The 22,408-nt window shown below is 67.6% G+C and carries 15 protein-coding genes; 8 read left to right on the top strand and 7 right to left on the bottom strand.

The window, feature by feature from the left end:
- Positions 1-142: 142 nt before the first annotated feature.
- The gene (locus EET10_RS01830) at positions 143-1,471 is read right to left on the bottom strand and encodes an acetyl-CoA C-acetyltransferase (RefSeq protein ID WP_051490243.1); all 1,329 of its coding nucleotides are present in this window, start codon (positions 1,469-1,471) and stop codon (positions 143-145) included.
- A 166-nt stretch (positions 1,472-1,637) separates the two neighbouring features.
- Here EET10_RS01830 and EET10_RS01825 point away from each other — a divergent pair, with 166 nt between their 5' ends.
- Both EET10_RS01825 and EET10_RS01820 read left to right on the top strand, forming a co-directional pair.
- Entirely contained in the window at positions 1,638-3,002 is a 1,365-nt protein-coding gene (locus tag EET10_RS01825) for a 3-oxoacyl-ACP reductase (RefSeq protein WP_122501850.1), read from the top strand.
- 17 nt (positions 3,003-3,019) lie between these two features.
- Positions 3,020-3,862 carry a MaoC/PaaZ C-terminal domain-containing protein gene (locus EET10_RS01820; protein WP_122501849.1) on the top strand — a complete coding sequence of 281 codons (843 nt, stop codon included), beginning with the start codon at positions 3,020-3,022 and terminating at the stop codon, positions 3,860-3,862.
- A gap of 3 nt (positions 3,863-3,865) precedes the next feature.
- Here the strand turns inward: EET10_RS01820 and EET10_RS01815 are convergent, their stop codons facing one another.
- Genes EET10_RS01815 through EET10_RS01805 form a run of 3 tightly spaced genes read right to left on the bottom strand, consistent with a single transcriptional unit; the run spans position 3,866 to position 7,009 of the window.
- A complete protein-coding gene (locus EET10_RS01815; protein ID WP_036399091.1) occupies positions 3,866-5,128 on the bottom strand; it encodes a chloride channel protein in 1,263 nt (420 codons plus the stop codon).
- Between the two features lie 9 nt (positions 5,129-5,137).
- Positions 5,138-5,776, bottom strand: coding sequence for a TetR/AcrR family transcriptional regulator (locus EET10_RS01810; protein WP_036399093.1), 639 nt, complete (start codon positions 5,774-5,776; stop codon positions 5,138-5,140).
- Between the two features lie 57 nt (positions 5,777-5,833).
- A complete protein-coding gene (locus EET10_RS01805) occupies positions 5,834-7,009 on the bottom strand; it encodes a glycoside hydrolase family 3 N-terminal domain-containing protein (protein WP_036399095.1) in 1,176 nt (391 codons plus the stop codon).
- Between the two features lie 455 nt (positions 7,010-7,464).
- Here EET10_RS01805 and EET10_RS01795 point away from each other — a divergent pair, with 455 nt between their 5' ends.
- The 5 genes from EET10_RS01795 (at position 7,465) to EET10_RS01775 (ending at position 14,874) form a co-directional block, all read left to right on the top strand.
- Positions 7,465-7,638, top strand: a complete 174-nt coding sequence (locus EET10_RS01795; protein WP_023369784.1) for a DUF2613 domain-containing protein — start codon at positions 7,465-7,467, stop codon at positions 7,636-7,638.
- Positions 7,639-7,696: 58 nt separating this feature from the next.
- Positions 7,697-11,938 (top strand): alpha-(1->3)-arabinofuranosyltransferase, encoded by a 4,242-nt coding sequence (locus EET10_RS01790; RefSeq protein ID WP_122501848.1) that lies wholly within the window; start codon positions 7,697-7,699, stop codon positions 11,936-11,938.
- 1 nt (position 11,939) lies between these two features.
- On the top strand, positions 11,940-12,701 hold the full coding sequence (locus EET10_RS01785) for a glycerophosphodiester phosphodiesterase family protein (RefSeq protein WP_036399100.1): 762 nt from the start codon (positions 11,940-11,942) through the stop codon (positions 12,699-12,701).
- Positions 12,702-12,772: 71 nt separating this feature from the next.
- On the top strand, positions 12,773-14,218 hold the full coding sequence (locus tag EET10_RS01780) for a lipase maturation factor family protein (RefSeq protein ID WP_036399102.1): 1,446 nt from the start codon (positions 12,773-12,775) through the stop codon (positions 14,216-14,218).
- 332 nt (positions 14,219-14,550) lie between these two features.
- Positions 14,551-14,874, top strand: a complete 324-nt coding sequence (locus EET10_RS01775; RefSeq protein WP_036399104.1) for a GNAT family N-acetyltransferase — start codon at positions 14,551-14,553, stop codon at positions 14,872-14,874.
- A 15-nt stretch (positions 14,875-14,889) separates the two neighbouring features.
- On the opposite strand, the gene EET10_RS01770 is transcribed toward EET10_RS01775, so the two are convergent.
- From EET10_RS01770 to EET10_RS01760, 3 genes are all read right to left on the bottom strand, one after another.
- On the bottom strand, positions 14,890-18,219 hold the full coding sequence (locus EET10_RS01770; protein ID WP_122501847.1) for a serine/threonine-protein kinase: 3,330 nt from the start codon (positions 18,217-18,219) through the stop codon (positions 14,890-14,892).
- Between the two features lie 54 nt (positions 18,220-18,273).
- Positions 18,274-18,852, bottom strand: a complete 579-nt coding sequence (locus EET10_RS01765) for an OsmC family protein (RefSeq protein ID WP_051490244.1) — start codon at positions 18,850-18,852, stop codon at positions 18,274-18,276.
- 382 nt (positions 18,853-19,234) lie between these two features.
- Complete coding sequence (locus tag EET10_RS01760) at positions 19,235-20,884, bottom strand: acetolactate synthase large subunit (protein WP_122501846.1); 1,650 nt, start codon at positions 20,882-20,884, stop codon at positions 19,235-19,237.
- A 66-nt stretch (positions 20,885-20,950) separates the two neighbouring features.
- Between EET10_RS01760 and EET10_RS01755 the strand changes: the two genes are divergently transcribed.
- A complete protein-coding gene (locus EET10_RS01755) occupies positions 20,951-22,324 on the top strand; it encodes an NADP-dependent succinic semialdehyde dehydrogenase (protein ID WP_063467080.1) in 1,374 nt (457 codons plus the stop codon).
- Positions 22,325-22,408 lie beyond the last annotated feature (84 nt).

The raw sequence follows: 22,408 nt of genomic DNA, 5'->3' as shown, positions 1-22,408 counted from the left end.
TGCCCCGCGCTGCGGCCGGGGTCGGGGGGTCAGACCACAACGCGGGGCTATCCGAGCTAACAATTACCCATCGGCTCCGGGTAATAAACCCGCCGACAAATCTTTTCGTTTCGCGGACTTTGGGCGCCTTGTTCAGACCTTGTCAGGCCTCGAGGATCGCGGCTACACCCTGGCCACCGGCCGCACAGATCGAGATCAGTGCACGAAGGGGCTTAGCCGAGCTGCCTTTGCCCGTCGCCTTCTTCTCATTCAATTGCTTGGCGGCCTGAGCCAGGATCCGTCCACCCGTCGCGGCGAAGGGGTGACCGGCAGCCAATGACGAACCGTTGACGTTGAGCTTGGAGCGATCGATCGCGCCGAGCGCGGCGTCAAGGCCCAACCGCTGCTTGCAGTACTCCTCGGATTCCCATGCCTGCAGGTGCGCCAGCACCACCGAAGCAAACGCCTCATGGATCTCGTAGAAGTCGAAATCCTGCAGGCTCAACCCGTTTCGCGCCAGGAGCCGCGGCACGGCGTAGGTGGGCGCCATCAGCAGGCCGTCGCTGCCGTTGACATAGTCGACGGCCGCGGTCTCGGCGTCGACGAGGTAGGCCAGCGGTGACAGCGAGTGGTCGGCCGCCCACTGCTCGCTGGACAGCAACACGGCGGAGGCGCCGTCGGTCAGCGGAGTCGAATTACCCGCCGTCATCGTCGCATCGCCGGCCTTCACCCCGAAAACCGGGCGCAAGGCGGCTAATTTCTCGGCGCTGGAGTCGGGCCGCATATTGTCGTCGCGGTACAGCCCCAGGAATGGCGTGACCAGGTCGTCGAAGAATCCGCGGTCGTAGGCGTTAGCCATATTGCGATGGCTGGCTGCGGCCAGCTCGTCCTGGTCGACGCGTTTGATGCCCAGTTGCTTGGTGGTGATGGCCGCATGCTCTCCCATGGACAACCCGGTACGCGGCTCGCTGTTGGCCGGGATCTCCACGCCGAGGTTGGCCGGCAGAGTGCCCAGCAGCTTCAATCGCTGCACATTGGACTTGGACCGGCGCAGCTTCAGCAGGTTCCGGCGCAGGTCGTCACCCAGGCCGATCGGCGGGTCGGACGTGGTGTCCACACCGCCGGCAGCGGCCACGTCGTACCGACCGGACGCGATCCCGTCGGCGGCGACGATCGCGGCCTGCAGGCCGGTGCCGCAGGCCTGTTGCAGGTCGACGGCCGGGGTGTGCGGCGACAACTCCGAGCCCAGCACACACTCGCGCATCAGGTTGAAGTCGCGGCTGTGCTTGAGCACCGCGCCGCCGGCCACCAAACCCAGGCGTTCACCGCGCAGGTTGAACCGGTCTACCAGTCCACCCAGCGCTGCGGTGAACATGTCCTGGTTGGACGCGTCGGCATAAGCGCCGTCGGACCTGGCGAAGGGAATGCGATTGCCGCCCAGGACGGCGACTCGACGCTTGGACTCGGAATTCTGTTGAGCAGCTGCGGGCACTTTGCGTTCTCCGGGTATCTGCGGGTTCTTGGGTATTTCGGAGGCCTTGCGGATTTTTGGGCATCAGCCGTTGCAGGCCATACTACCCACTGTTCTTACTCTCAAGTAAGTTCGTCCTCGCTACGGTTGCTTATAGCAACGCATACCCGACACGGAAGGCAGCTCTGTGGCTCCCAAGCTCTCGTCCGATCTGTTCTCGCAGGTTGTCAGTTCTCGACCCGGATCGTTCGTGGCCAAGCAACTCGGTGTCCCGCAACCCGAGACGCTGCGCCGGTATCGACCGGGAGATCCGCCCTTGGTCGGATCGCTGCTGATCGGGGGGGACGGCCGAGTGGTCGAGCCGCTGCGCGCCGCTCTGCACAATGACTACGACGTGGTGAGCAACAATCTCGGCGGCCGCTGGGCCGACTCGTTCGGCGGGCTGGTCTTCGACGCCACCGGCATCACCGACCCGGCCGGGCTCAAGGGACTGCACGAATTCTTCACGCCGCTGCTGCGCAATCTGGGCGCCTGCGCACGGGTGGCGGTGGTGGGCACCACTCCCGAAGCGATCGCCGACACCCACGAACGGATTGCGCAGCGCGCACTGGAGGGCTTCACCCGCTCACTGGCCAAGGAGTTGCGGCGCGGCAGCACGGTCGCGTTGGTGTACCTGGCGCCCGACGCCAAGCCCGCCGCCACCGGGCTGGAATCGACCATGCGGTTCATCCTCTCGGCCAAGTCGGCCTACGTCGACGGTCAAGTGTTCTATGTCGGGGCGGCCGATTCCACGCCACCGGCCGATTGGGACCGGCCGCTCGACGGCAAGGTCGCCATCGTCACCGGCGCTGCCCGCGGGATCGGCAAGACGATCGCCGAGGTGTTTGCCCGCGATGGCGCCGCGGTGGTGGCGATCGACGTGGAGTCCGCCGAGGAGGCTTTGGCCGAGACCGCCAGCAGCGTGGGCGGCACGCCGCTGTGGCTCGACGTCACCGCCGACGACGCCGTTGACAGGATCACCGAGCACCTGCGCGACCACCACGGCGGCAAGGCCGACATCCTGGTCAACAACGCCGGTATCACTCGGGACAAGCTGCTGGCCAATATGGACGACGCCCGCTGGGACTCGGTCATCGCCGTCAATCTGCTTGCCCCCCTTCGGTTGATCGAGGGCCTGGTCGGAAACGGCAGCATCGGAGAGGGCGGGCGAATCGTCGGGTTGTCGTCGATCGCCGGCATCGCAGGCAACCGCGGGCAGACCAATTACGGCGCCACCAAGGCCGGGATGATCGGCATCACCCAGGCGCTGGCGCCCGGGCTGGCCGACAGGGACATCACCATCAACGCCGTCGCGCCGGGATTCATCGAAACCCAGATGACGGCGGCCATCCCGCTGGCCACCCGCGAGGTGGGCCGGCGGCTGAACTCGCTGATGCAGGGAGGGCAGCCCGTCGACGTGGCCGAGACCATCGCCTATTTCGCCAGCCCGGCGTCGAATGCGGTTACCGGCAACGTTATTCGGGTCTGCGGCCAAGCCATGATCGGCGCTTGAGCGGCTAGGAGGATCCGGTGAACCAGCCAAGCGGCCTGAGAAACATGCTCCGCGCGGCGGCGGGGGCGTTGCCCATGGTGCCGCGCGGCGGCCAGCTGCCCACCCGGACGGTGACCGTCGAGGAGCTTCGGATCGACCACACCAATGTGGCCGACTATGCGGCGGTCACCGGTCTGCGCTACGGCAACGACGTTCCGTTGACCTACCCGTTCGCGTTGGCGTTTCCCTCGGTGATGGCATTGGTCACCGGTTTCGATTTCCCTTTCGCCGCAATGGGATCGATACACACCGAGAACCACATCACCCGGTATCGGCCGATCGCGGTGACCGACACGGTCGGCGTGCGGGCGCATGCCGAAAACCTCAGGGAGCATCGCAAGGGGCTGCTGGTCGACCTGGTGACCGAGATCAGTGTCGGTAACGAGCTCGCCTGGCAGCAGGTGACGACGTTCCTGCATCAGCAACGCACCAGCTTGTCCGGCGAACCGAAACCGCCGCCGCAGAAGCAGCCCAAGCTGCCCCCGCCGTCTGCCCTGCTGCGGATTACGCCGGCCCGAATCCGCCGCTATGCGGCCGTCGGCGGAGATCACAATCCCATCCACACCAATCCGATCGCGGCGCGGTTGTTCGGCTTCCCCACCGTCATCGCACACGGGATGTTCAGTGCTGCAGCGGTTTTGGCGAACATCGAGGCCCGGCTGCCGGACGCGGTGCGGTATTCGGTGCGATTCGGCAAGCCGGTGCTGCTGCCGGCCAGTGTCGGCGTCTACATCGACGAAGCCGATAACGGCTGGGACCTGACGTTGCGCAACATGTCGAAGGGGTATCCGCATCTGACCGGGACTTTGCGGCCGCTGTAGCGATCAGCCCGCGCGATGGTCGAGGTGTGGGAGCCGGCCGCCGACAGCGAGCCTCTTCAGTGCTTGCGCGCCGGCCGCGGTGACCAAGAAGACCACCAGCATCCAAATCGGTGGCCGGGCCAGCTCCCAGACGAAGATGGCCGCCCAGATCGGCGAGTCCTGGGTGACCGCAAGCACGCCGGCGGCACCGGCCAGCGAGATCACCGGCCCGTGCAGGTGCGTCCCGGCCGCCGTGTTGAGCGTCAGCACCAGCAGCGACCCCGCCGCAGCGCCGGTGGCCAATGACGGCGTCAGCAATCCCCCGGCTCCGCCCGCACGCAGGAACAGCGCGGTCAACAACGGCTTTAGCACCAAGATCACGGCCGCCGAGGACAGCGTCATCCCGCTGGCCAGACTGACCGTCAGAATGCTCTTGCCGTTTCCGGGCAGCTGGGGCCACCAATGCGAACAGATCCCGGTCAGCAACCCCGCAGCCGCCAGAGCCGGGATCAGCATCCAGGACCGCAGCAAGGTGCGCGGCCGCGCCGCCGCCATGATCCGGTTGAACGCCAAACCCACCGCGAGCGCGAATGGCGCCAGCAACAATCCGTGCGCACTGAGCAGATACGTCGATTCGGCACCGGGCCAATCGAGTTCGGGGCGATCATGCGTGACGGCCGAACCGATCGCGACGGCCAGGCTGGACGTGATCAGCGCCGCACCCACCGCCCGCAACCGCCAGGTGTTGAGCATGATCCGCAGGGCGAATAGCGCCCCGGCCAGCGGGACCGCGTAGACCGCCGCCAGCCCGGCCCCGGCGGCGCATGCCAGCAGGATCTCCCGATCGCCGGGTGACAGCCGCCTTAGCCATCGGGTTCCGACATCGGTGAGGGCAGCGGCGAATTGGCGTGGCGCGCCTTCGCGGCCGAGCGAGGCTCCGGAGCCCACCAGCACGATCTGAAGCGCGGCGTCGATGCTCCACGACACCGGCGGTATCCGCTCGTGCCGAGCGATGGTTCCGGCCAGCGGCGGCACCTCGGTGCTGCGGCGCAAGATCCACCAGCCCAGTCCCGCCAGCGCGGCACCGACCATGGGCCCCACCGCGCGCCGGACCGGACTGCTGCCGGTGATCCCGTCGAGCAGCGAGCCGAAAGTGTAGTGGTAGGTGAGGTGTTCGATGAAGCGCAGCAGCACCGTCGTTGACAACCCGGCGAGCCCGGCCAGCAGGCCGGCGATGAGCACCGCGCAGAAGAAATCGAGGTGGGGGCGGGCCGGCCGGTTAGGCACCGCACGAATCTAGCCTGCGGCGACATTGGAACCCAGGTTCGGGCCGGTGTCGCGTTCGGCGGGCGGGCCCTTGAGGCCGTGCCAGAACAAGTCGATCATCATCTCGGCCGCCTCGTCGACGTCGATGTCGCCGACGCTGAGCCGGGTGCCGACCGCCTCACCCGCGCCCACCAGCGCCACGGCCATCATGTCGATTTCGGCCTCCGACCGCGGGCTGCGAGTCCCGGCGTGCAGCATCCCGGCGACCAATTCGATGATCTGCTCACGTCCCTCGCGCACCGTCTGGGCGAACGCTTGCGAGCTGGTGGCCTGGGTGTACATCACGATCCAGGACGCCCGGTTGGCGTCGATGTAGCGCAGGAACGACACGATGGCGTTGCGCAGCAGGTCTTTTGGGCTCACGGTCAAGTCGATATCGGCGCGCAGCGCGTCGATGAACCGGTTCATTTCACGGTTCAGGCAGGCGCCGAACAGGTCTTCCTTGGAGCCGTAGTACAGGTACAGCATCGGCTTGGAGATTTGCGCCGCGGCGGCGATCGTGTCCATCGAGGTCTCGTGATAGCCGTTGGCCGAGAACATCTGCACGGCGGCATCCAGCATCTGCTGTTCGCGGACAGCACGCGGTAGCCGCTTCGTACCACCTGCCATTGCCGTGCACCCCTCCAGCCGGTCAATCCGACTCTAGGGTAAGCAATGCGGGGTCAGCTAATGACCACAGTTCGGGGAGACGTTCTTCATCGCTGCCACCCGGACAACCGATTCGTCGACCGCGGGCATCTGTAATTCGCCGGCAGCCAATGCTTGTTCCAACCGGTCAAGCACCGCGGGCACCTCTTTGGTCGTGACCCACAATGCGATGTCGGTGCCGGCCTGCAAGGTGCGTAACACCGCCTCGGCCACGCCGTACCGGTCCGAGATCGCGGCCATGCTGGAAAGGTCGTCGCTGAACACCGGGCCGCCGAAAGCCGGGCCACCATAACCGGTGCCGGTGCGCAGTAGGTCCACCGCGGCCTTGCTCAGGCTGGCCGGTTCGCTGCCGGTCAACCCGGGAACCTGCAGATGGCCCACCATCACCGCGACCGGGGCCTGGGTCAGCAGGGTGCGGTAGGGCACCAGGTCACTGGCCACCAGCTCGCTCAGCGGCGGCGTCGTCACCCCGCCGGTGTGTGAATCGCCCGAGCCGCGCCCGTGACCGGGGAAGTGCTTGAGCACCGGCAGCAGCTCGGCGTCCCGCAGCCCCTGCGCGTATGCGCCGGCGTAGGCGGTGACCTTATCCGGATCCGAACCGAACGAGCGGTCCCCGATCACCGTGTCGTCCGGGGCGTCGGTGATGTCAACCACCGGCGCGAAGTCGACGGTGATACCCAGCTTCTTCATCTGCCGGCCCCGCTGCAGCGCCAGATCGTGGACCTGCGCAACGGTTTGGGTCTGGGCCAACTCCCGCGCCGACGGCCCCCGGCCGCCGAGCAGCGAGTGCAACCGCGATACCCGGCCGCCTTCTTCGTCCACACCCACCGCCAGCGGCAGCGGGCCGGCACCGGCGGCGAGGTCGGCCAGCGGGCCGTTCAGCATGGACAGGTCGGTGTCGCTGCCGATCAGGATGCCGCCGACGCGATAGGTGCTCACCACGGCCTTGGCGTCGGCGGCGTCGCGCACCCCCACCATCAGCAGCTGGGCCAGCTTGTCGCGGGTGGACAACGATGCCGGCACGGCCGTCGGATCGGCACACACCCGTGGTGCGGGAGCGGCGACCGGGGGCGGTCCGGGCGGCGTGCTCGACGCCGTCGCCGACGACGATCCGGTCCGGGTGCCGCCGTGGCTGCAGGCGGCCACCAGGACCGAGACGGCCGCAAACACCGTCAGTGTGCGCGGGAAAGCCATCCGGACATGCTGTCACGGTGGTGCTTCGGCGCCGGGTTTGGGGGCAACCGCTGTTACCCCTCGTTACACAGCCGACCGATCCCGCAAGACGACCCCGGAAAGCAGGGACGCGCTATGCCCGGGTTCACACTGCCAGCAGCTGCCAGCACCGGCCAGCAGCGGCCGGTAGCGGCCGGTGGTGCGGCCGCCTGTCGATGGGCGCCGCGGCGACCGTCGGCGTGACCCCGCTGATGCAGGGCACCAGTATGGTGCCCGAGCGGGACGTGCCGCGAGCGTGGTGCACTACGGCGACCGGTGTTCTGGCGACTATTGCCCGCCGCCCTGCGGCGAGACGTCGCCATGGCTGAACATCGCGCCGCGGCCCGACGATCGCTCCCGACGGCCATGAGACCGCGTTCTGCTAGGTTGGCGCTAAGTTTCTTTCAGCCACCACGTCACGCCCCGAGGAGCTCACAATGAACCGGATCGTCGCGCCCGCCGCCGCGAGCGTGGTGGTTGGTCTGTTGCTGGGCGCGGCCGCAATCTTCGGTATCACCCTGATGGTGCAGCAGGACACGAAGCCGCCATTACCCGGGGGCGATCCGTCGTCGTCAGTGCTCAACCGGGTCGAGTACGGCAACCGTAGCTGATAGCCCGGCGGCGTCGGCTTCGAAGGTCAGCGCGGCGGCGCTTGCAGCAGACCCGCCGGTGACGCCCCTGTCCCGCCGGTGGTTGCTATTGGTCGGGGCGGTGTCGCTGACGCTGACGTTCGCTCAATCCCCCCGTCGCGTCTCCCCCGACACCAAACTCGATCTCACCGCCAACCCGCTGCGGTTCCTGGCGCGCGCGACGAACCTGTGGAACAGCGAGCTGCCGTTCGGCCAGTCCCAGAACCAGGCTTATGGCTACCTGTTTCCGCACGGGACGTTCTTCCTGGCCGGCCATCTGCTGGGCATCCCGGGGTGGATCACCCAACGGCTGTGGTGGGCGGTGCTGCTCACGGTCGGCTTCTGGGGGCTGCTGCGGGTTGCCGAGGCGCTGGGCATCGGTAGCCCCGCATCGCGGGTGATCGGGGCGGCGGCGTTTGCGCTGTCGCCTCGGGTGCTGACCACGCTGGGGTCGATCTCGTCGGAAACCCTGCCGATGATGCTGGCGCCCTGGGTGCTGCTGCCGACGATTCTGGCCCTGCAGGGAAGCGACCCGAAGGGCACGTCGGGCCGATCGGTACGGACGTTGGCGGCACAGGCCGGTGTGGCGGTCGCGCTGATGGGCGCGGTGAACGCCATCGCAACGCTGGCCGGTTGTCTGCCCGCGGTGATCTGGCTGGCCTGTCACCGGCCCAACCGACTGTGGTGGCGCTATACCGCATGGTGGCTGGTGGCGCTGGTGTTGGCAACGCTGTGGTGGGTGGTGGCGCTCAGTCAGCTGCGCGGGGTCAGTCCGCCGTTCCTGGATTTCATCGAATCCTCCGGCGTGACGACGCAGTGGTCGTCGCTGGTGGAGGTGTTGCGCGGCACCGACAGCTGGACGCCATTCGTGGCGCCCGACGCGACCGCCGGAGCGCCGCTGGTGACCGGGTCGGTCGCGATCCTGGGTACGTGTCTGGTGGCGGCGGGTGGGCTGGCCGGACTGGCCAGCCCGGCGATGCCGGCCCGCGGACGGTTGGTGACGATGCTGTTGGTCGGGGTGGTGCTGCTGGCCGTGGGCTACAGCGGTGGGCTCGGTTCGCCGCTGGCCCACCAGGTGCAGGTGTTTCTGGACGCGGGCGGCACTCCGCTGCGCAACGTGCACAAGCTGGGGCCGGTGATCCGGCTGCCGCTGGTGTTGGGCATCGCCGAGTTGCTGGGCCGGATACCGCTACCCGGCAGCGCACCCAGGTCGGAGTGGCTTCGCGCGGTCGCGCACCCCGAGCGCGACAAGCGGATCGCGGTGGGAGTCGTCGTGCTGACCGCGCTGGCGGTCAGCACCTCGCTCGCCTGGACCGGTCGGCTCACCCCATCCGGCACCTTCGGTGCGATACCGCGGTACTGGCAGGAGGCCGCCGACTGGCTCAACGCGCACAACACCGGGACGCCGACGCCCGGGCGGGTGCTGGTGGTACCGGGGGCGCCGTTCGCCACCCAGGTGTGGGGCACCAGCCACGACGAGCCGCTCCAGGTGCTGGGCAGCAGCCCGTGGGGAGTACGCGACTCCATCCCGCTGAACCCGCCGCAGACCATCCGGGCGCTCGATTCGGTGCAACGCTTGTTCGCGGCCGGACGCCCCTCGGCCGGCCTGGCCGATACCCTTGCCCGCCAAGGCATTTCCTATCTGGTGCTGCGGAACGATCTGGACCCCGAGACGTCGCGCTCGGCGCGGCCGATCCTGGTGCACCGCGCCATCGCCGGCTCACCCGGGCTGGCGAAGGTGGCGGAGTTCGGCGCGCCGGTGGGTCCCGGCTCGCTGGCCGGGTTCGTCAACGACAGCGGATTGCGGCCACGCTATCCGGCCCTAGAGATTTACCGAGTGATACACCGATCCGGCGGGTCGGTGGCGGCACCCTACTTCGTCGACACCGACGGGCTGCTCCGCGTCGACGGCGGGCCCGAGGTGCTGCTGCGTCTCGACGAGCGTCGGCGGCTGTCGGGTCAACCGGGGCTGGGTCCGGTGCTGATGACGGCCGACGCCCACGCGGCCGGCCTGCCGGCACCCCTGGTGACCGTCACCGACACCCCGGTGGCCCGCGAAACCGACTACGGCCGCGTCGACCAGCACTCCTCGGCGATCCGGGCGCCCGGGGACGCCCGGCACACCTACAACCGGGTGCCCGACTATCCGGTCCCCGGCGCCGACCTGGTGTACGGGGGGTGGACCGGCGGCCGCGTCACGGTGTCCAGCTCGTCGGCGGATTCCACCGCCATGCCCGACGTGGCCCCGGCCACCTCTGCGGCGGCCGCGATCGACGGCGACTCGGCAACCGCCTGGGTGTCCAACGCGCTGCAGGCCGCCGTGGGGCAATGGCTGCAGGTGGACTTCGATCATCCGGTGGCCAACGCCGTCATCACCCTGACGCCGAGTGCGACCGCCGTCGGCGCACAGATCCGGCGCATCCTGGTCGAGACCGTCACCGGCAGCACCACCCTGCGGTTCGACGAGCCGGGAAAACCGCTCACCGCGGCGCTGCCCTACGGCGAAACGCCGTGGGTGCGGGTCACCGCGGCCGCCACCGACGACGGGTCCGCGGGGGTGCAGTTCGGTATCACCGATCTGGCGATCACCCAGTACGACGCATCCGGGTTCGCCCAGCCGGTCCAGTTGCACCACACCGTGTCGGTACCCGGGCCGCCGGCGGATTCAACGATCGCGCGCTGGGACCTGGGGTCCGAACTGCTGGGCAGGCCGGGTTGCGCGCCGGCGCCCGAAACGGTGCGCTGCGCCGCGTCGATGGCCCTGGCGCCCGAGGAGCCCGTCAATTTCAGCCGCACGCTCACCGTGCCACGCCCGACGGCGGTAACCCCGACGGTGTGGGTGCGGCCCAGGCAGGGGCCCAAACTTGCCGATCTGATCGCCGAGCCGGACACCACCCGCGCTCACGGCGATTCCGATGTACTCGATGTCCTGGGCTCGGCCTACGCCGCCACCGACGGCGACCCCGCCACCGCATGGACCGCACCCCAGCGGGTGGTGCAGTACAAGTCGCCGCCGACCCTGACCCTCAGCCTGCCGCGGTCCACCGAGGTGGCCGGACTGCGCCTGCTACCCAGCCGGTCGGCGTTGCCCGCCCATCCGACGATGGTGGCCGTCGACCTGGGCGACGGGCCCCAGGTGCGTGCGGTCGATGGCGACGGCGAGCCGCAGACGCTGTCGTTACACCCCGGCGTCACCGACACGGTCACCATCAGCCTGCTCGACTGGGAAGACATCATCGACCGCAATGCGCTCGGCTTCGACCAACTCAAGCCTCCCGGGCTGGCCGAGGTGACCGCGCTCGGGGCCGACCTTAGGCCGATCGCGCCCGCGGACGCCGTGCAGAACCGATCCCGAGAGATCACCGTCGACTGTGAGCACGGCCCGGTCATCGCGGTGGCCGGCCGCTTCGTGCACACGTCGATTCGGACCACGGTGGGCGCGCTGCTGGACGGCGAACCGGTTGCCGCGCTGCCGTGCGAACGCGAGCCCATCTCGCTGCCGCCGGGCCGGCAGGAGCTGCTGATCAGCCCGGGCGCGGAATTCGTTGTCGACGGTGCCCAGCTGACAGCTCCGGAAGCAGCCGAATTACCCTCCACCGCAACGGTTCCCGCATCAACCGGGGTGTGGGGCCCGGGCCGTCGGGAGGTGCGGGCGCCCGCCTCGGCAACCTCGCGAGTGTTGGTGATACCGGAAAGCATCAACCCCGGCTGGGTAGCGCGTACCAGTAGCGGAGCCCGGCTGACCGCGGTCGTGGTCAACGGCTGGCAACAGGGCTGGGTGGTGCCCGCCGGTGATCCCGGCACCATCATCCTCACCTTCGCACCCAACTCGGTGTATCGATCGGGCCTGGCTCTCGGGCTTACGTTGCTTCCGGTGCTGGCCCTGCTCGCGCTCTGGCGGCGGCGAGGGCAGGACCTCGGCCATGCGGCCGTACGCCCTTGGATACCCGGGCCGTTGGCGGCGGTAGCGGTGCTGGCGGCGGGCGCGGCGATTGCCGGTGTGGCGGGAGTTGCCGTGGTAGGCGCCGCCTACGGGCTGCGGTATGCGCTGCGTGATCGGGAACGGTTGCTCGACTGGGTCACCACCGGATTGAGCGCGGGTGGTCTGATTCTGGCCGGGTCAGTATTGTCTCGTCATCCGTGGCGCTCGGTGGACGGCTACGCCGGCCATTCGGCGAGTGTCCAACTGCTGGCCTTGATTTCGCTCGCGGTGTTGGCCGCATCGGCGTCGATACCGGCCACGGGTGGGAGTCCCGGACTGGACCCCGAACAGGAGACTTGACGTGGAGTTCTTTCGCAGCACCGGACCAATTGCCATGGCGCACCGCGGGTTCACCTCGTTCAGGCTGCCCAAGAACAGCATGGCGGCCTTTCACGAGGCAGTGAAACTCGGGTTCCGTTACCTCGAGACAGACGTTCGCGCCACCCGGGACGGCGTCGCGGTGATCCTGCATGACCGCCGGCTCCCGCTCGCGTCCGGAGTCTCGGGTGCGATCGACCAGCTGTCCTGGCGACAGGCCAGTGCGGCGGATCTGGGCTCCGGAGAACCGATTCCGACGCTCGAAGAACTACTTGTCACGTTCCCGGACGCGCGGGTCAATATCGACATCAAAGCCGAGTCGGCCATCGAACCGACCGTCGAGGTCATCGAGCGGTTGAAGGTGCACGACCGGGTGCTGATCGCGTCGTTTTCCGACCGGCGTCGCCAGCGGGCCGTACGTCTGCTCACCCAGCGGGTTGCCAGTGCGGCGGGTACGGGTGCGTTCATGGCGTTCATGGCGGCCCGGTCGGCGGGCCGGCGGGCGTATGCGCAGCGGATGCTGCGCGACAGCGACTGCGTGCAGTTGCCACCGCGGCTGGGCGGCGTGCCGGTGATCACGCCGGCGTTGTTGCGGGCAATGCATGCTTCCGGACGTCAGGTGCATGCCTGGACGATCGACGACCCCGCGGCCATGCATGCGCTTCTCGACATCGGCGTGGACGGCATCATCACCGATCGCGCGGACCTGCTCCGTGAGGTGCTTACGTCGCGGGGACAGTGGTAGGGGCGCGGCACCTGTTGGCTACCAGTTTGCCGACTGGTTAACTGGATACGCGGGTTCGAGGAGTTGCGGCCATGGGATGGTTTTCGGCACCCGAATACTGGCTGGGCAGAATGGTGCTCGAGCGGGGCGCCGCGGTCATCTACCTGACCGCGTTCATCGCCGCCGCGCTGCAGTTCCGGTCACTCATCGGAGAGCAGGGAATGCTGCCGGTGCCGCGATATGTGGCCGGCAGGTCCTTCTGGCGAACACCGAGCCTCTTTCACCTCCACTATTCCGACCGCTTGTTCGCCGGCGGGTGCTGGCTCGGCGTCCTGCTGTCGGCGGCGGTCGTCGCCGGTTTGGCCGACTTGGTCCCGTTGTGGGCCGCCATGCTGATGTGGCTCGCACTGTGGGTGCTGTATCTGTCGATCGTCAACGTGGGCCAGGTGTGGTACGGATTCGGTTGGGAATCATTGCTACTCGAAACCGGATTCCTGATGATCTTCCTGGGCAACGCCCGGGTGGCACCGCCGATTCTGACGCTGTGGCTGGTGCGCTGGCTGCTGTTTCGGGTCGAGTTCGGCGCGGGACTGATCAAGATGCGCGGTGACCCGTGCTGGCGCAACCTCACGTGCCTGTACTACCACCATGAGACGCAACCCATGCCGGGGCCGCTGAGCTGGTTCTTCCATCACCTGCCCAAGCCGCTGCACCGTATCGAGGTGGCGGGCAACCATTTTGCGCAGCTGCTCGTGCCGTTCGGATTGTTCGCCCCGCAACCGGTCGCCAGCATTGCGGCGGCCGTCATCATGGTCACCCAGCTGTGGTTGGTGCTCTCGGGAAACTTCTCGTGGCTCAACTGGCTGACGATCCTGCTGGCATGCAGCGCGGTCGACCAGGCATCGCTGGCGGCGGTGCTGCCGGTACCTGCTCAACCCGCGCTGGCTGGACCGCCGCTGTGGTTCACCGCCCTGGTGTTCGTGTTCGCCGCGGCGGTGTTGATTCTGAGCTACTGGCCGGCACGCAACATGCTGTCCACCCGGCAGCGGATGAACATGTCGTTCAACCCCTTTCATTTGGTGAACACCTACGGCGCATTCGGCACCATCAGCCGCAGCCGCCACGAGGTGGTGATCGAGGGAACCGACGATGCAGCGATCACCGACACTACGGTGTGGAAAGAGTACGAATTCAAGGGCAAACCCGGCTCCGTGCGCCGATTGCCGCGGCAATGGGCGCCCTACCACCTACGCCTGGATTGGCTGATGTGGTTTGCCGCGATCTCTCCGGGCTACGCGTTGCCCTGGATGACGCCGTTGCTGACGCGACTGTTGCGCAACGATCCGCCGACGCTGACGTTGTTGCGGCACAACCCATTTCCTGATAAGCCGCCACGGTATGTGCGTGCTCAGCTATATCGGTACCGCTTCACCACTTTTCAGGAGCTGCGACGCAACCGCGCCTGGTGGCATCGCACGCTGGTAGGTAGCTACGTGCGGCCGATGTCGCTCGGGAGAGCCGAATCACCGCCCGGGTGAGGGGCGCCCCACACCCGGTTCTGCGTCGGTGGACATCCGTCGTGCCCAGCTATCCGCGACAACGAGGCATCGCGCCGGTCCCCGGCTTGCGACGTCGTCACGGGATTATCGATACGGTCGCCGGATGGCCGCTGCCCATCCGGCCACGTCCGCGGTTGTCGGCGACGTCCCGAACCGCCACCAGCGACGCCCGTTCCTCCTTGGCGGACAATTGCGTATCGGTTGCCCGGCCGTCGCGAGCGCTCTGGCAACTCCGCGGGTAGCGTCGCTACTACCAGCCCTGGAGTTTGTGTCAGCGGAAATGCCGCACCAACCGACCTGATAGAGGGGTTATGACCGAACCGACCGTCACCAACGCCACCGAAAACAAGCGTTACGAGATCAGCGCCGACGGCGTGCGAGCCGGGCTGACCGCCTATGTCGACACCGGCGGCCAGCGCATCTTCTACCACACCGAAGTCGATGAGAAGTTCTCCGGCCGTGGCCTGGCCAACCAACTCATCGCCGCGGCGCTGGCCGATACCCGCGCGTCGGGAAGGCGCATCGTGGCGATCTGCCCGTTCGTCGCGGCCTACGTCGACAAACACAACGACTACGACGACATCCTCGACCCGATCACTCCGCAGGCGCACGCAGCAGTGCGAGCTCGGGCTTGAGTTCGGGGCAGTTCTTCAGCCGAGTCCCGCGTCCGTAAGCAGCCCCGGCAGTCCGTGTTCGCGGCAGCGCGCGACGACCGCGGGCGCCAGGGCGTTGGCGTCGTCGATTTTCCCTGTTGCCCTGAGTGTTTCGACTAGCAGCAGCTGCGCACCCAATGCCGCCCAGGGCCGTCGCCTGCCGTCGATGCCGGCAAGCAGATCGGCGGCACGCCGGCATGCCTGCTCCTGGTCCTCTGCCGAGTCGCTCGCCGATAACAGGCGAATGCCGGAGTCCTCGTCGAGTTCGGCGGTGATCGTGGCGATTCCGTCGCCACGGGGAGGCTGATGAATGGTGCGGGTCGCGCGCAACCGGACCGCGATCTCCTGCGGGATCGCGATACCCAGCCGGATTCGCTCATTGTTGACGGCGGCCGCCAGCCTCGGCAGCCGCAGCCGCTCCGCCGCCGCCATTCCATCGGTGAGGCGATCGATCGCGGCACCGCGATCCCCTTGCACTGCCTTGACTCTTGCACCCGTCACGTACCTGGCGATCATGATGTCGACTCCGGCACCCTCGGACTCCAGCTGGTAGCCCTCGTCGAGCAAACGGGTGGCCTCGGCCAATTCGCCGGTCTGGTAGCGCAATTCGCCGAGAAGGGCGCTGGCGAGCCGCGCCGCGTAGGAGTGCTGTCCCGCCGCCGCGCCCAACTCGTAGGCTTCCCGGAAATTCTTCAGGGCGCCGGGAATGTCGAGCCTATACCTGGCAGCGATGCCGCCGAAGCAATGTGCGTACACGCCGGCGAAGGGGCCCATCATCTCCTGGTAGGGCTCCGCCCACGCGAGTAGCCGATTCGCGGCGTCGAATTCGAAACGGTGGACTGCGGCGAACGCTGCCAGGCTTCCCGCCACGCCGCCCACCCGCGGATGGAAGCTGTCCGGCCGTGCCAGTGCCTCGGCAACCAGATGATCGATGGCGTCCACCCTGTCGGCGAAGACCTCTCCGACTGCACGCAGCACGTCGGCCTCCACCCGCAGATCTGCCCGCGTCACGTCGCCGAGATCAGCGCGACCCAGTGCCGTCTCGAATGACTTCAGCGCCGCGGCGGCGGGCGCCAACCGTTGCAGCAGAACGTTCGTCCACGCCAGGGTCAGCTGCAGCCGCGCTCTCGAAACCACCAATCGCGGCGGCAGTTTCTTGACGATTTCCAGCAGCGTCGTCATCTTCGATTGCTCGAGCAGGTTGGTCTCGTCCTGCTCGACCAGGTCGACCGCCCGGGCGGCGTCGCCCGAGGCCAGCGCGTGGTCGACGGCTTCGTTGAGGTGGTCGTGTTCGGCGAACCAGTCCGCAGCCACGCGATGGAGTTGGCCTACCCGGTCGGGGTGGTCACGTTCGAGCCGGTGGCGCAGGAATTCGGCGAACAAGTGATGGTAGCGAAACCAGTTCGGGTCGTTGTCGATTCGCTGCAGGAACAGGCCGCGCTGCTCGACGTCTTCCAGCATTGCCTGCCCGCGCGGCACCTCGGCCAGCGCGGACGCCAGCCCACCACAGGTGCGCTCGGTGATCGATGTCGCCAGCAAGAAGTCGAGCAACTCTGGTTCCAGGCTGTCCAGCACGTTCTCGGCGAGGAAATCGCCGATCATCTCGCTCGCACCGGAGATCCGGCTCACCAGGCTTCCGGCGTCGGCGCCGCCGCGCAGCGACAACGCCGCCAATTGCAGCGCGGCGACCCATCCGTCGGTCGAGGTGGTCAGTGCCCGCACGTCACCATCCGGCAGCCCCAGGCCGACATCGTTGAGCAGCGATCGCGCTTCCTCGACGTCGAAACGTAGTGCGTCACTGTCGATCTCGACGAGTTCGTCGCATATCCGCAATTTGCTCACCGGTAGCCCGGCACGTGACCAGCTGGTCACGATGACCTGCAGATGGTGGCAGCCGCGCTCGAGCAGAAAACCGAGCGCGCCGATGGTCCGGGTATCCGACACCCGGTGCCAGTCGTCGATGACCACCACCAGCCGGTCGTCATTCTGGTGTATCTCGTCGATGAGCGCGGTCAGCACATATCGGGCCGCGTCGTCGCCGTGCTCGTCGAGCACCTGTCCCAGCGACGCGGCGAGCGCCGGGCGGACCTGCCGTATCGACTCGAGTAGGTGCGCCAAAAACCACACCTCGTTGTTGTCGTCGTCGTCGATGGTCAACCAGCCCACGGGTATCCGACTGCCCAGCTCCTCGCGCCACTGGGCCGCCAGCGTGCTCTTGCCGAAACCGGAGGGCGCGTGGATGAGGACCAGCCGTCGCCGTCCGCCCGCCCGCAACACGTCGAGCAGCCGGTTACGGACAACCAGCGATCGGGTCGGAACCGGCGGTCGGTACTTCGTCGTCGGCGTCGGCGGTGTCGGTGTGGCTCCAGTGTCCCGCCGCACCGCCGAGGGGGCCGCCGGCGACGTCCGGCGCTCCACGCCCAGATCGACGGGCAGGGCCATCTCGTCGACGGCGACGCCGCTGGCGCGTTGAACGTCGCGCAGCTCGTCGCCGAACGCCGCCGCACCCGGTGGGCGCGCCGCGGGATCGCGCGCCATCGCCCGTTCGATCACCGCGGCCACGTCAGCCGGCAGTCCGTGCTCCCGCAGATCCGGGACCGGCTGCGACGTGATGCGCAGGAACTGAGCGATGACCTTCTCACCGCTGCGGCGCTCGAATGCGGCGTGTCCGGTCAGCGCGCAAAACAGCGTAGCGCCAAGGGAATACAGATCCGACGCCGGTGTGGGCGCATTGCCTTCGAGCACTTCGGGCGCGGTGAACGCCGGCGAGCCGGTGATGATCCCGGTGGCGGTCTGGAAGCCGCCGGACATCCTGGCGATTCCGAAGTCGGTCAGTTCCGGTTCGCCGTACTCGGTAAGCAGGATGTTCGCCGGCTTGACGTCACGGTGCAGGATGCCGGCACGATGGGCGGCCGCGAGTGCGCCCGCGAGCTTCACGCCGATGCGCAGCGTCTCACCCCAATCCAGCGGCCCATGGCTGCGGATCAGCGATTCCAGCGAATTCTTGGCGTGGTAGGGCATGACGATGAACGGCCGGCCGCTCACCGTGGTGCCGACCTGCAGGATGGTCACGATGTTCGGGTGGCCGGACAGCTTGCCCATTGCATGCTGCTCACGCAGGAAGCGCTCGAGGTTCTCCGGATCCAGGTCGGTGGTCAGCACCTTGACGGCGACCATGCGGTCCAGCAGCGGCTGCGCGCACCGGTATACGACGCCGAAACCTCCGCGCCCGATCTCGGCGACGTCGTCGAATCCCGCCTCGCGCAGTTCCGCGGGGATGTCGGGGACCAGACCCCGCTGCGTCGGGTGCGAATCGACGTCGACCATCGCCGGTCACTATCCTCCCCAGGGAGGCTGTTGAGCTCCGCTGACACTGACACCCTAGCGCCGATTGCGGTCAGCGAAAACGGGATGGGAGCCAACGCAAGAAACGCGCTGCGGTGCCCGCCATGTGCTTGATCCGGCAATCCGCGCGCCATTATCCGCCGGGGCCAGGACCGACTGGCCCGGCCGAGTGTTGCCGCTCAGTGGCAACCGCTCCTGGTGCGGGGTGCCCGAAGTTGAGGCAAACACCCCACGCGACCGCGGCGGCTGCGACCGATGATCAGGGCAGCGCGGCCGGTGTGGCCGTAACCACTGCTGAGCGATCGACGCAATACCGGCGGTCAAGCAGCCGCCGAGCGCAACCAGTACGTATTCGACGGGCGCGGCGCCGTTGTCATGTCCGGCAAATGCCAACGGGTGATCGATGTCATACGTGAACGGCGTCTTGTGGTGCTGTTCCGCCCCCAAGCCGTAGAATGTGTCGATGGTGGCTCGACTGCGGGTTCCGTTGACCCAGCGGTGATTTGCGCGCCACTGAAATTGGGCCAATTGTGGTTCACCGGCCAATGTGGTACGGGCTGCGAGCAGAGCGTCGACGTTGACGCCGTTGTCGACGGAAGCGTTCGTGGTGGTCATGGTTTTCCTTTCTGTGTACCAACCGGTTTCATGTTGAGGTTGGCGATTTCTCATGAGTTGCAACGACTCCGGCCTGCAATTTCGCAGCGGATGAGTGTCAATGCCCGTCGGCTGGCGCAGCTGGACATGCATATGATGGTCCGGGCGCCAATAATGTCCGCGCATCGAGGCATCTGCCCCAAGTTCCGCAGAGCGGCGAGCCTTTGGGGGTACGACCTGTTGGCGACTCTGCCGGCAGAACCTGTTACGCCGATACCGCTTGTCGTCGGCGATATCTCGGCTGAAGAAGCCGGACAGGTTGCGGGCGATTCCGGCCAGGCCTCCGATGGATTCGAGTGTTTGGAAGCCCCGCCTAAGCCGAAGGGCCGGCCGCCGCCCGAAGCTACAGTGTGCCGTCCAACTGTCCCAGCCGGTCCGTCAGGCGCAGGTTCTCGGAGTAGTCGACGGGACAGGAGATCAGTGCGACACCGTCGTCCTCGAGCGCGGCTTTCAGTGTCGGCAGCAATTCCTCGGCGCTGGTGATGCGATACCCCTTGGCGCCAAAGCTTTTCGCGTAGCTCACCACATCGGGATTGCCGAACTTGACGTAATAGTGTTCGCCGAGTTCGAGGTCCATCTTCCACTCGATGAGCCCATATCCGCCGTCTTCCCAGATCAGCACCACCAGCGGTATCCGCTCCCGGACGGCGGTCTCGATTTCCTGCGAGTTCATCAGGAACGCGCCGTCGCCGACGACGGCCAGCACCTTGGCGTCCGGCCGGGCCAGCTTGACACCGATGGCCCCAGGCAGGGAAAAGCCCATGGTGGACAAGCCATTTGATATCAGACAGGTGTTGCGTTGGTACGTCGGATACAGCCGGGCCATCCACATCTTGGTGGCCCCGGTGTCGACCAGTACGACGTCGTTGCGCCCGAGCGCCGCCCGGGTGTCGGCCACCACTCGTTGCGGTGCCAGCGGGAAACGCGAATCCTGTTGTCCCCGAGCGAATTCTTCTTCGAGTAAGCCGGATCCGGGCATGTCGGTGCCGCAGTCGAAGCGGTGGCCGGACAGCGCGTCCGTCAGCGCATCCAGGGAGGCGCTGATGTCGCCGATGATCCCCACCGCGACCGGATAGTGTGCGTCGACCTCGGCCGGGAAGCGGTGGATATGAATGATCTTCTTGTCGCCGCCCGGGTTGATCTGGACGGGGTCGAACTCCTGTAGCTCGTAACCGACGGCGATCACGACGTCGGCGTCGTCGAACCCGAAGTTGACGTAGTCGTGCCGCATGAACCCCATGGTGCCGATGCTGCTGGGGTGGTCGTCGGGCATCACGCCCTTGCCGTGGAACGTGTTGGCCACCGGCACGCCGAGCGCGTCGGCGAACCGGACCAGTGCCGCGGTCGCGTCGCCACGGGCGGCGCCATGTCCGGCCAGCACGACGGCCCGGCGAGCCGCGCGCAGGATCTCGACGGCGCGTGCGACCTGTCCCGCCGCCGGCGCGTCGGCGCGCACCACATTGCGCGGCAACGGGGCCAGGTCGCAATAGTCGGCTGCGTCGGCGTCCAGATGCTCGGGCACCGCCAGGTACACCGCCGCCGGGCGTTCGGTCTCGGCGACCTTGAACGCTTTGCGGAACATCTCCGGTATGGCGCGCGCGGTGGGCACGCCGGCGGCCCACCGGGTGATCGGGGCGAACATCGACACCAGGTCGACGTACTGGTGCGATTCCTTGAACTCCCGGTCGTGACCCACCTGCGCCGAGATCGCGACCATCGGGGTGCTGTTGGTGGTCGCGTCCGCGACGCCGAGCTGCATGTTGATCGCGCCCGGTCCCAGCGTCGTCGACACCACCGCGGCGCGGCCCGTGACCCGGCCGTACATCTCGGCCATGAACGCGGCCGCCTGCTCGTGCCGGGTGAGCACATAGCGGATGTCCGATGCGGCCAACGCCTGTACGAAACGGATGTTCTCCTCGCCCGGTATCCCGAAGACGACGGACACCCCCTCGCTTTCCAGGCACTTCACCATGAGTTGGGCGGCGGTAGTCACACTGGCCACGATAGTGGCAGGCTGGGCGGGGAACCTTCCGCTAGACCACCAGCAGAGGATGTCACCGTGCCCATCGCCTCGATCAACCCCGCCACCGGAGAGACCGTCAAGATCTTCACACCGGCGACCCGCGAAGAAGTCGACGCCGCGATCGCGCGCGCCTATGAGCGGTTCGCCGACTACCGCCACACCAGCTACGGGCAGCGCGCCCGGTGGGCGAACGCCACCGCCGACCTGCTCGAGGCCGAGGCCGACCAGACCGCGGCGGTGATGACGCTCGAGATGGGCAAGACGCTGGCCTCGGCGAAAGCCGAGGTGCTCAAGTGCGCCAAGGGATTTCGCTACTACGCCGAGAACACCGAAGCGCTGCTCGCCGACGAGCCGATCGACGCGGCGAAGGTCGGGGCAGCCAGGGCCTACACCCGCTACCAACCGCTGGGGGTGGTGCTGGCCGTGATGCCGTGGAACTTCCCGCTGTGGCAGGCGGTCCGGTTCGCCGCGCCCGCCCTGATGGCCGGCAACGTGGGTCTGTTGAAGCACGCGTCGAATGTGCCGCAGTGCGCGTTGTATCTCGCCGACGTCATCGCGCGCGGCGGGTTCCCCGACGGTTGCTTCCAGACGTTGCTGGTCCCATCAAGCGCGGTGGAAGACATCCTGCGGGATCCGCGGGTGGCCGCGGCCACGTTGACCGGCAGCGAACCGGCCGGCCAGTCGGTGGGCGCCATCGCCGGTGACGAGATCAAGCCCACCGTGCTCGAGCTCGGCGGCAGCGACCCGTTCATCGTGATGCCCTCCGCCGACCTGGACGAGGCGGTCAAGACGGCCGTCACCGCCCGGGTGCAGAACAACGGCCAATCCTGCATCGCCGCAAAGCGGTTCATCGCGCACACCGACATCTACGACGCCTTCGTCGACAAGTTCGTCGAGCGGATGGCTGCGCTGCGGATCGGAGACCCGACCGACCCGGACACCGACGTGGGTCCGCTGGCCACCGAGTCGGGCCGCGACGAGATCGCCAAACAGGTCGACGACGCCGCGGCGGCCGGCGCGGTGATCCGCTGCGGCGGCAAGGCCCCGGAACGGCCGGGCTGGTTCTATCCCCCGACGGTGATCACCGACATCACCAAGGACATGGCGCTCTACACCGAGGAAGTCTTCGGGCCCGTCGCCTCGGTGTACCGTGCCGCCGACATCGACGAAGCGATCGAGATCGCCAACGCCACGACCTTCGGGCTGGGGTCCAACGCCTGGACCCGCGACAACGCCGAGCAACAGCGCTTCGTCGACGAGATCGAGGCCGGGCAGGTCTTCATCAACGGCATGACGGTGTCCTACCCGGAATTGCCCTTCGGCGGCATCAAGCGATCCGGCTACGGCCGGGAACTTTCCGGACACGGGATCCGCGAGTTCTGCAACGCCAAAGCCGTCTGGGTCGGCTAACCTTCCGCTGGCGAGCAGCCGCAGAATCGCATCAGCACCGCGATAGTTGTGCGATTCTGCGTCTGCTGGCGGGGCCTCGAGGGT

The organism is Mycobacterium pseudokansasii, assembly GCF_900566075.1.
In the GTDB taxonomy this organism is placed as follows: Bacteria; Actinomycetota; Actinomycetes; order Mycobacteriales; family Mycobacteriaceae; genus Mycobacterium; species Mycobacterium pseudokansasii.
Note: the sequence above shows the minus strand (reverse complement) of the source record. Positions and strands in the feature narration are given on the sequence as shown.

Coding starts and splice junctions, on each gene's coding strand:
- EET10_RS01810 (WP_036399093.1), bottom strand. CDS start 5,776: ATGGCAGGTGGTACGAAGCGGCTACCGCGTGCTGTCCGCGAACAGCAG.
- EET10_RS01805 (WP_036399095.1), bottom strand. CDS start 7,009: ATGGCTTTCCCGCGCACACTGACGGTGTTTGCGGCCGTCTCGGTCCTG.
- EET10_RS01795 (WP_023369784.1), top strand. CDS start 7,465: ATGAACCGGATCGTCGCGCCCGCCGCCGCGAGCGTGGTGGTTGGTCTG.
- EET10_RS01780 (WP_036399102.1), top strand. CDS start 12,773: ATGGGATGGTTTTCGGCACCCGAATACTGGCTGGGCAGAATGGTGCTC.
- EET10_RS01775 (WP_036399104.1), top strand. CDS start 14,551: ATGACCGAACCGACCGTCACCAACGCCACCGAAAACAAGCGTTACGAG.
- EET10_RS01770 (WP_122501847.1), bottom strand. CDS start 18,219: ATGGTCGACGTCGATTCGCACCCGACGCAGCGGGGTCTGGTCCCCGAC.
- EET10_RS01765 (WP_051490244.1), bottom strand. CDS start 18,852: ATGACCACCACGAACGCTTCCGTCGACAACGGCGTCAACGTCGACGCT.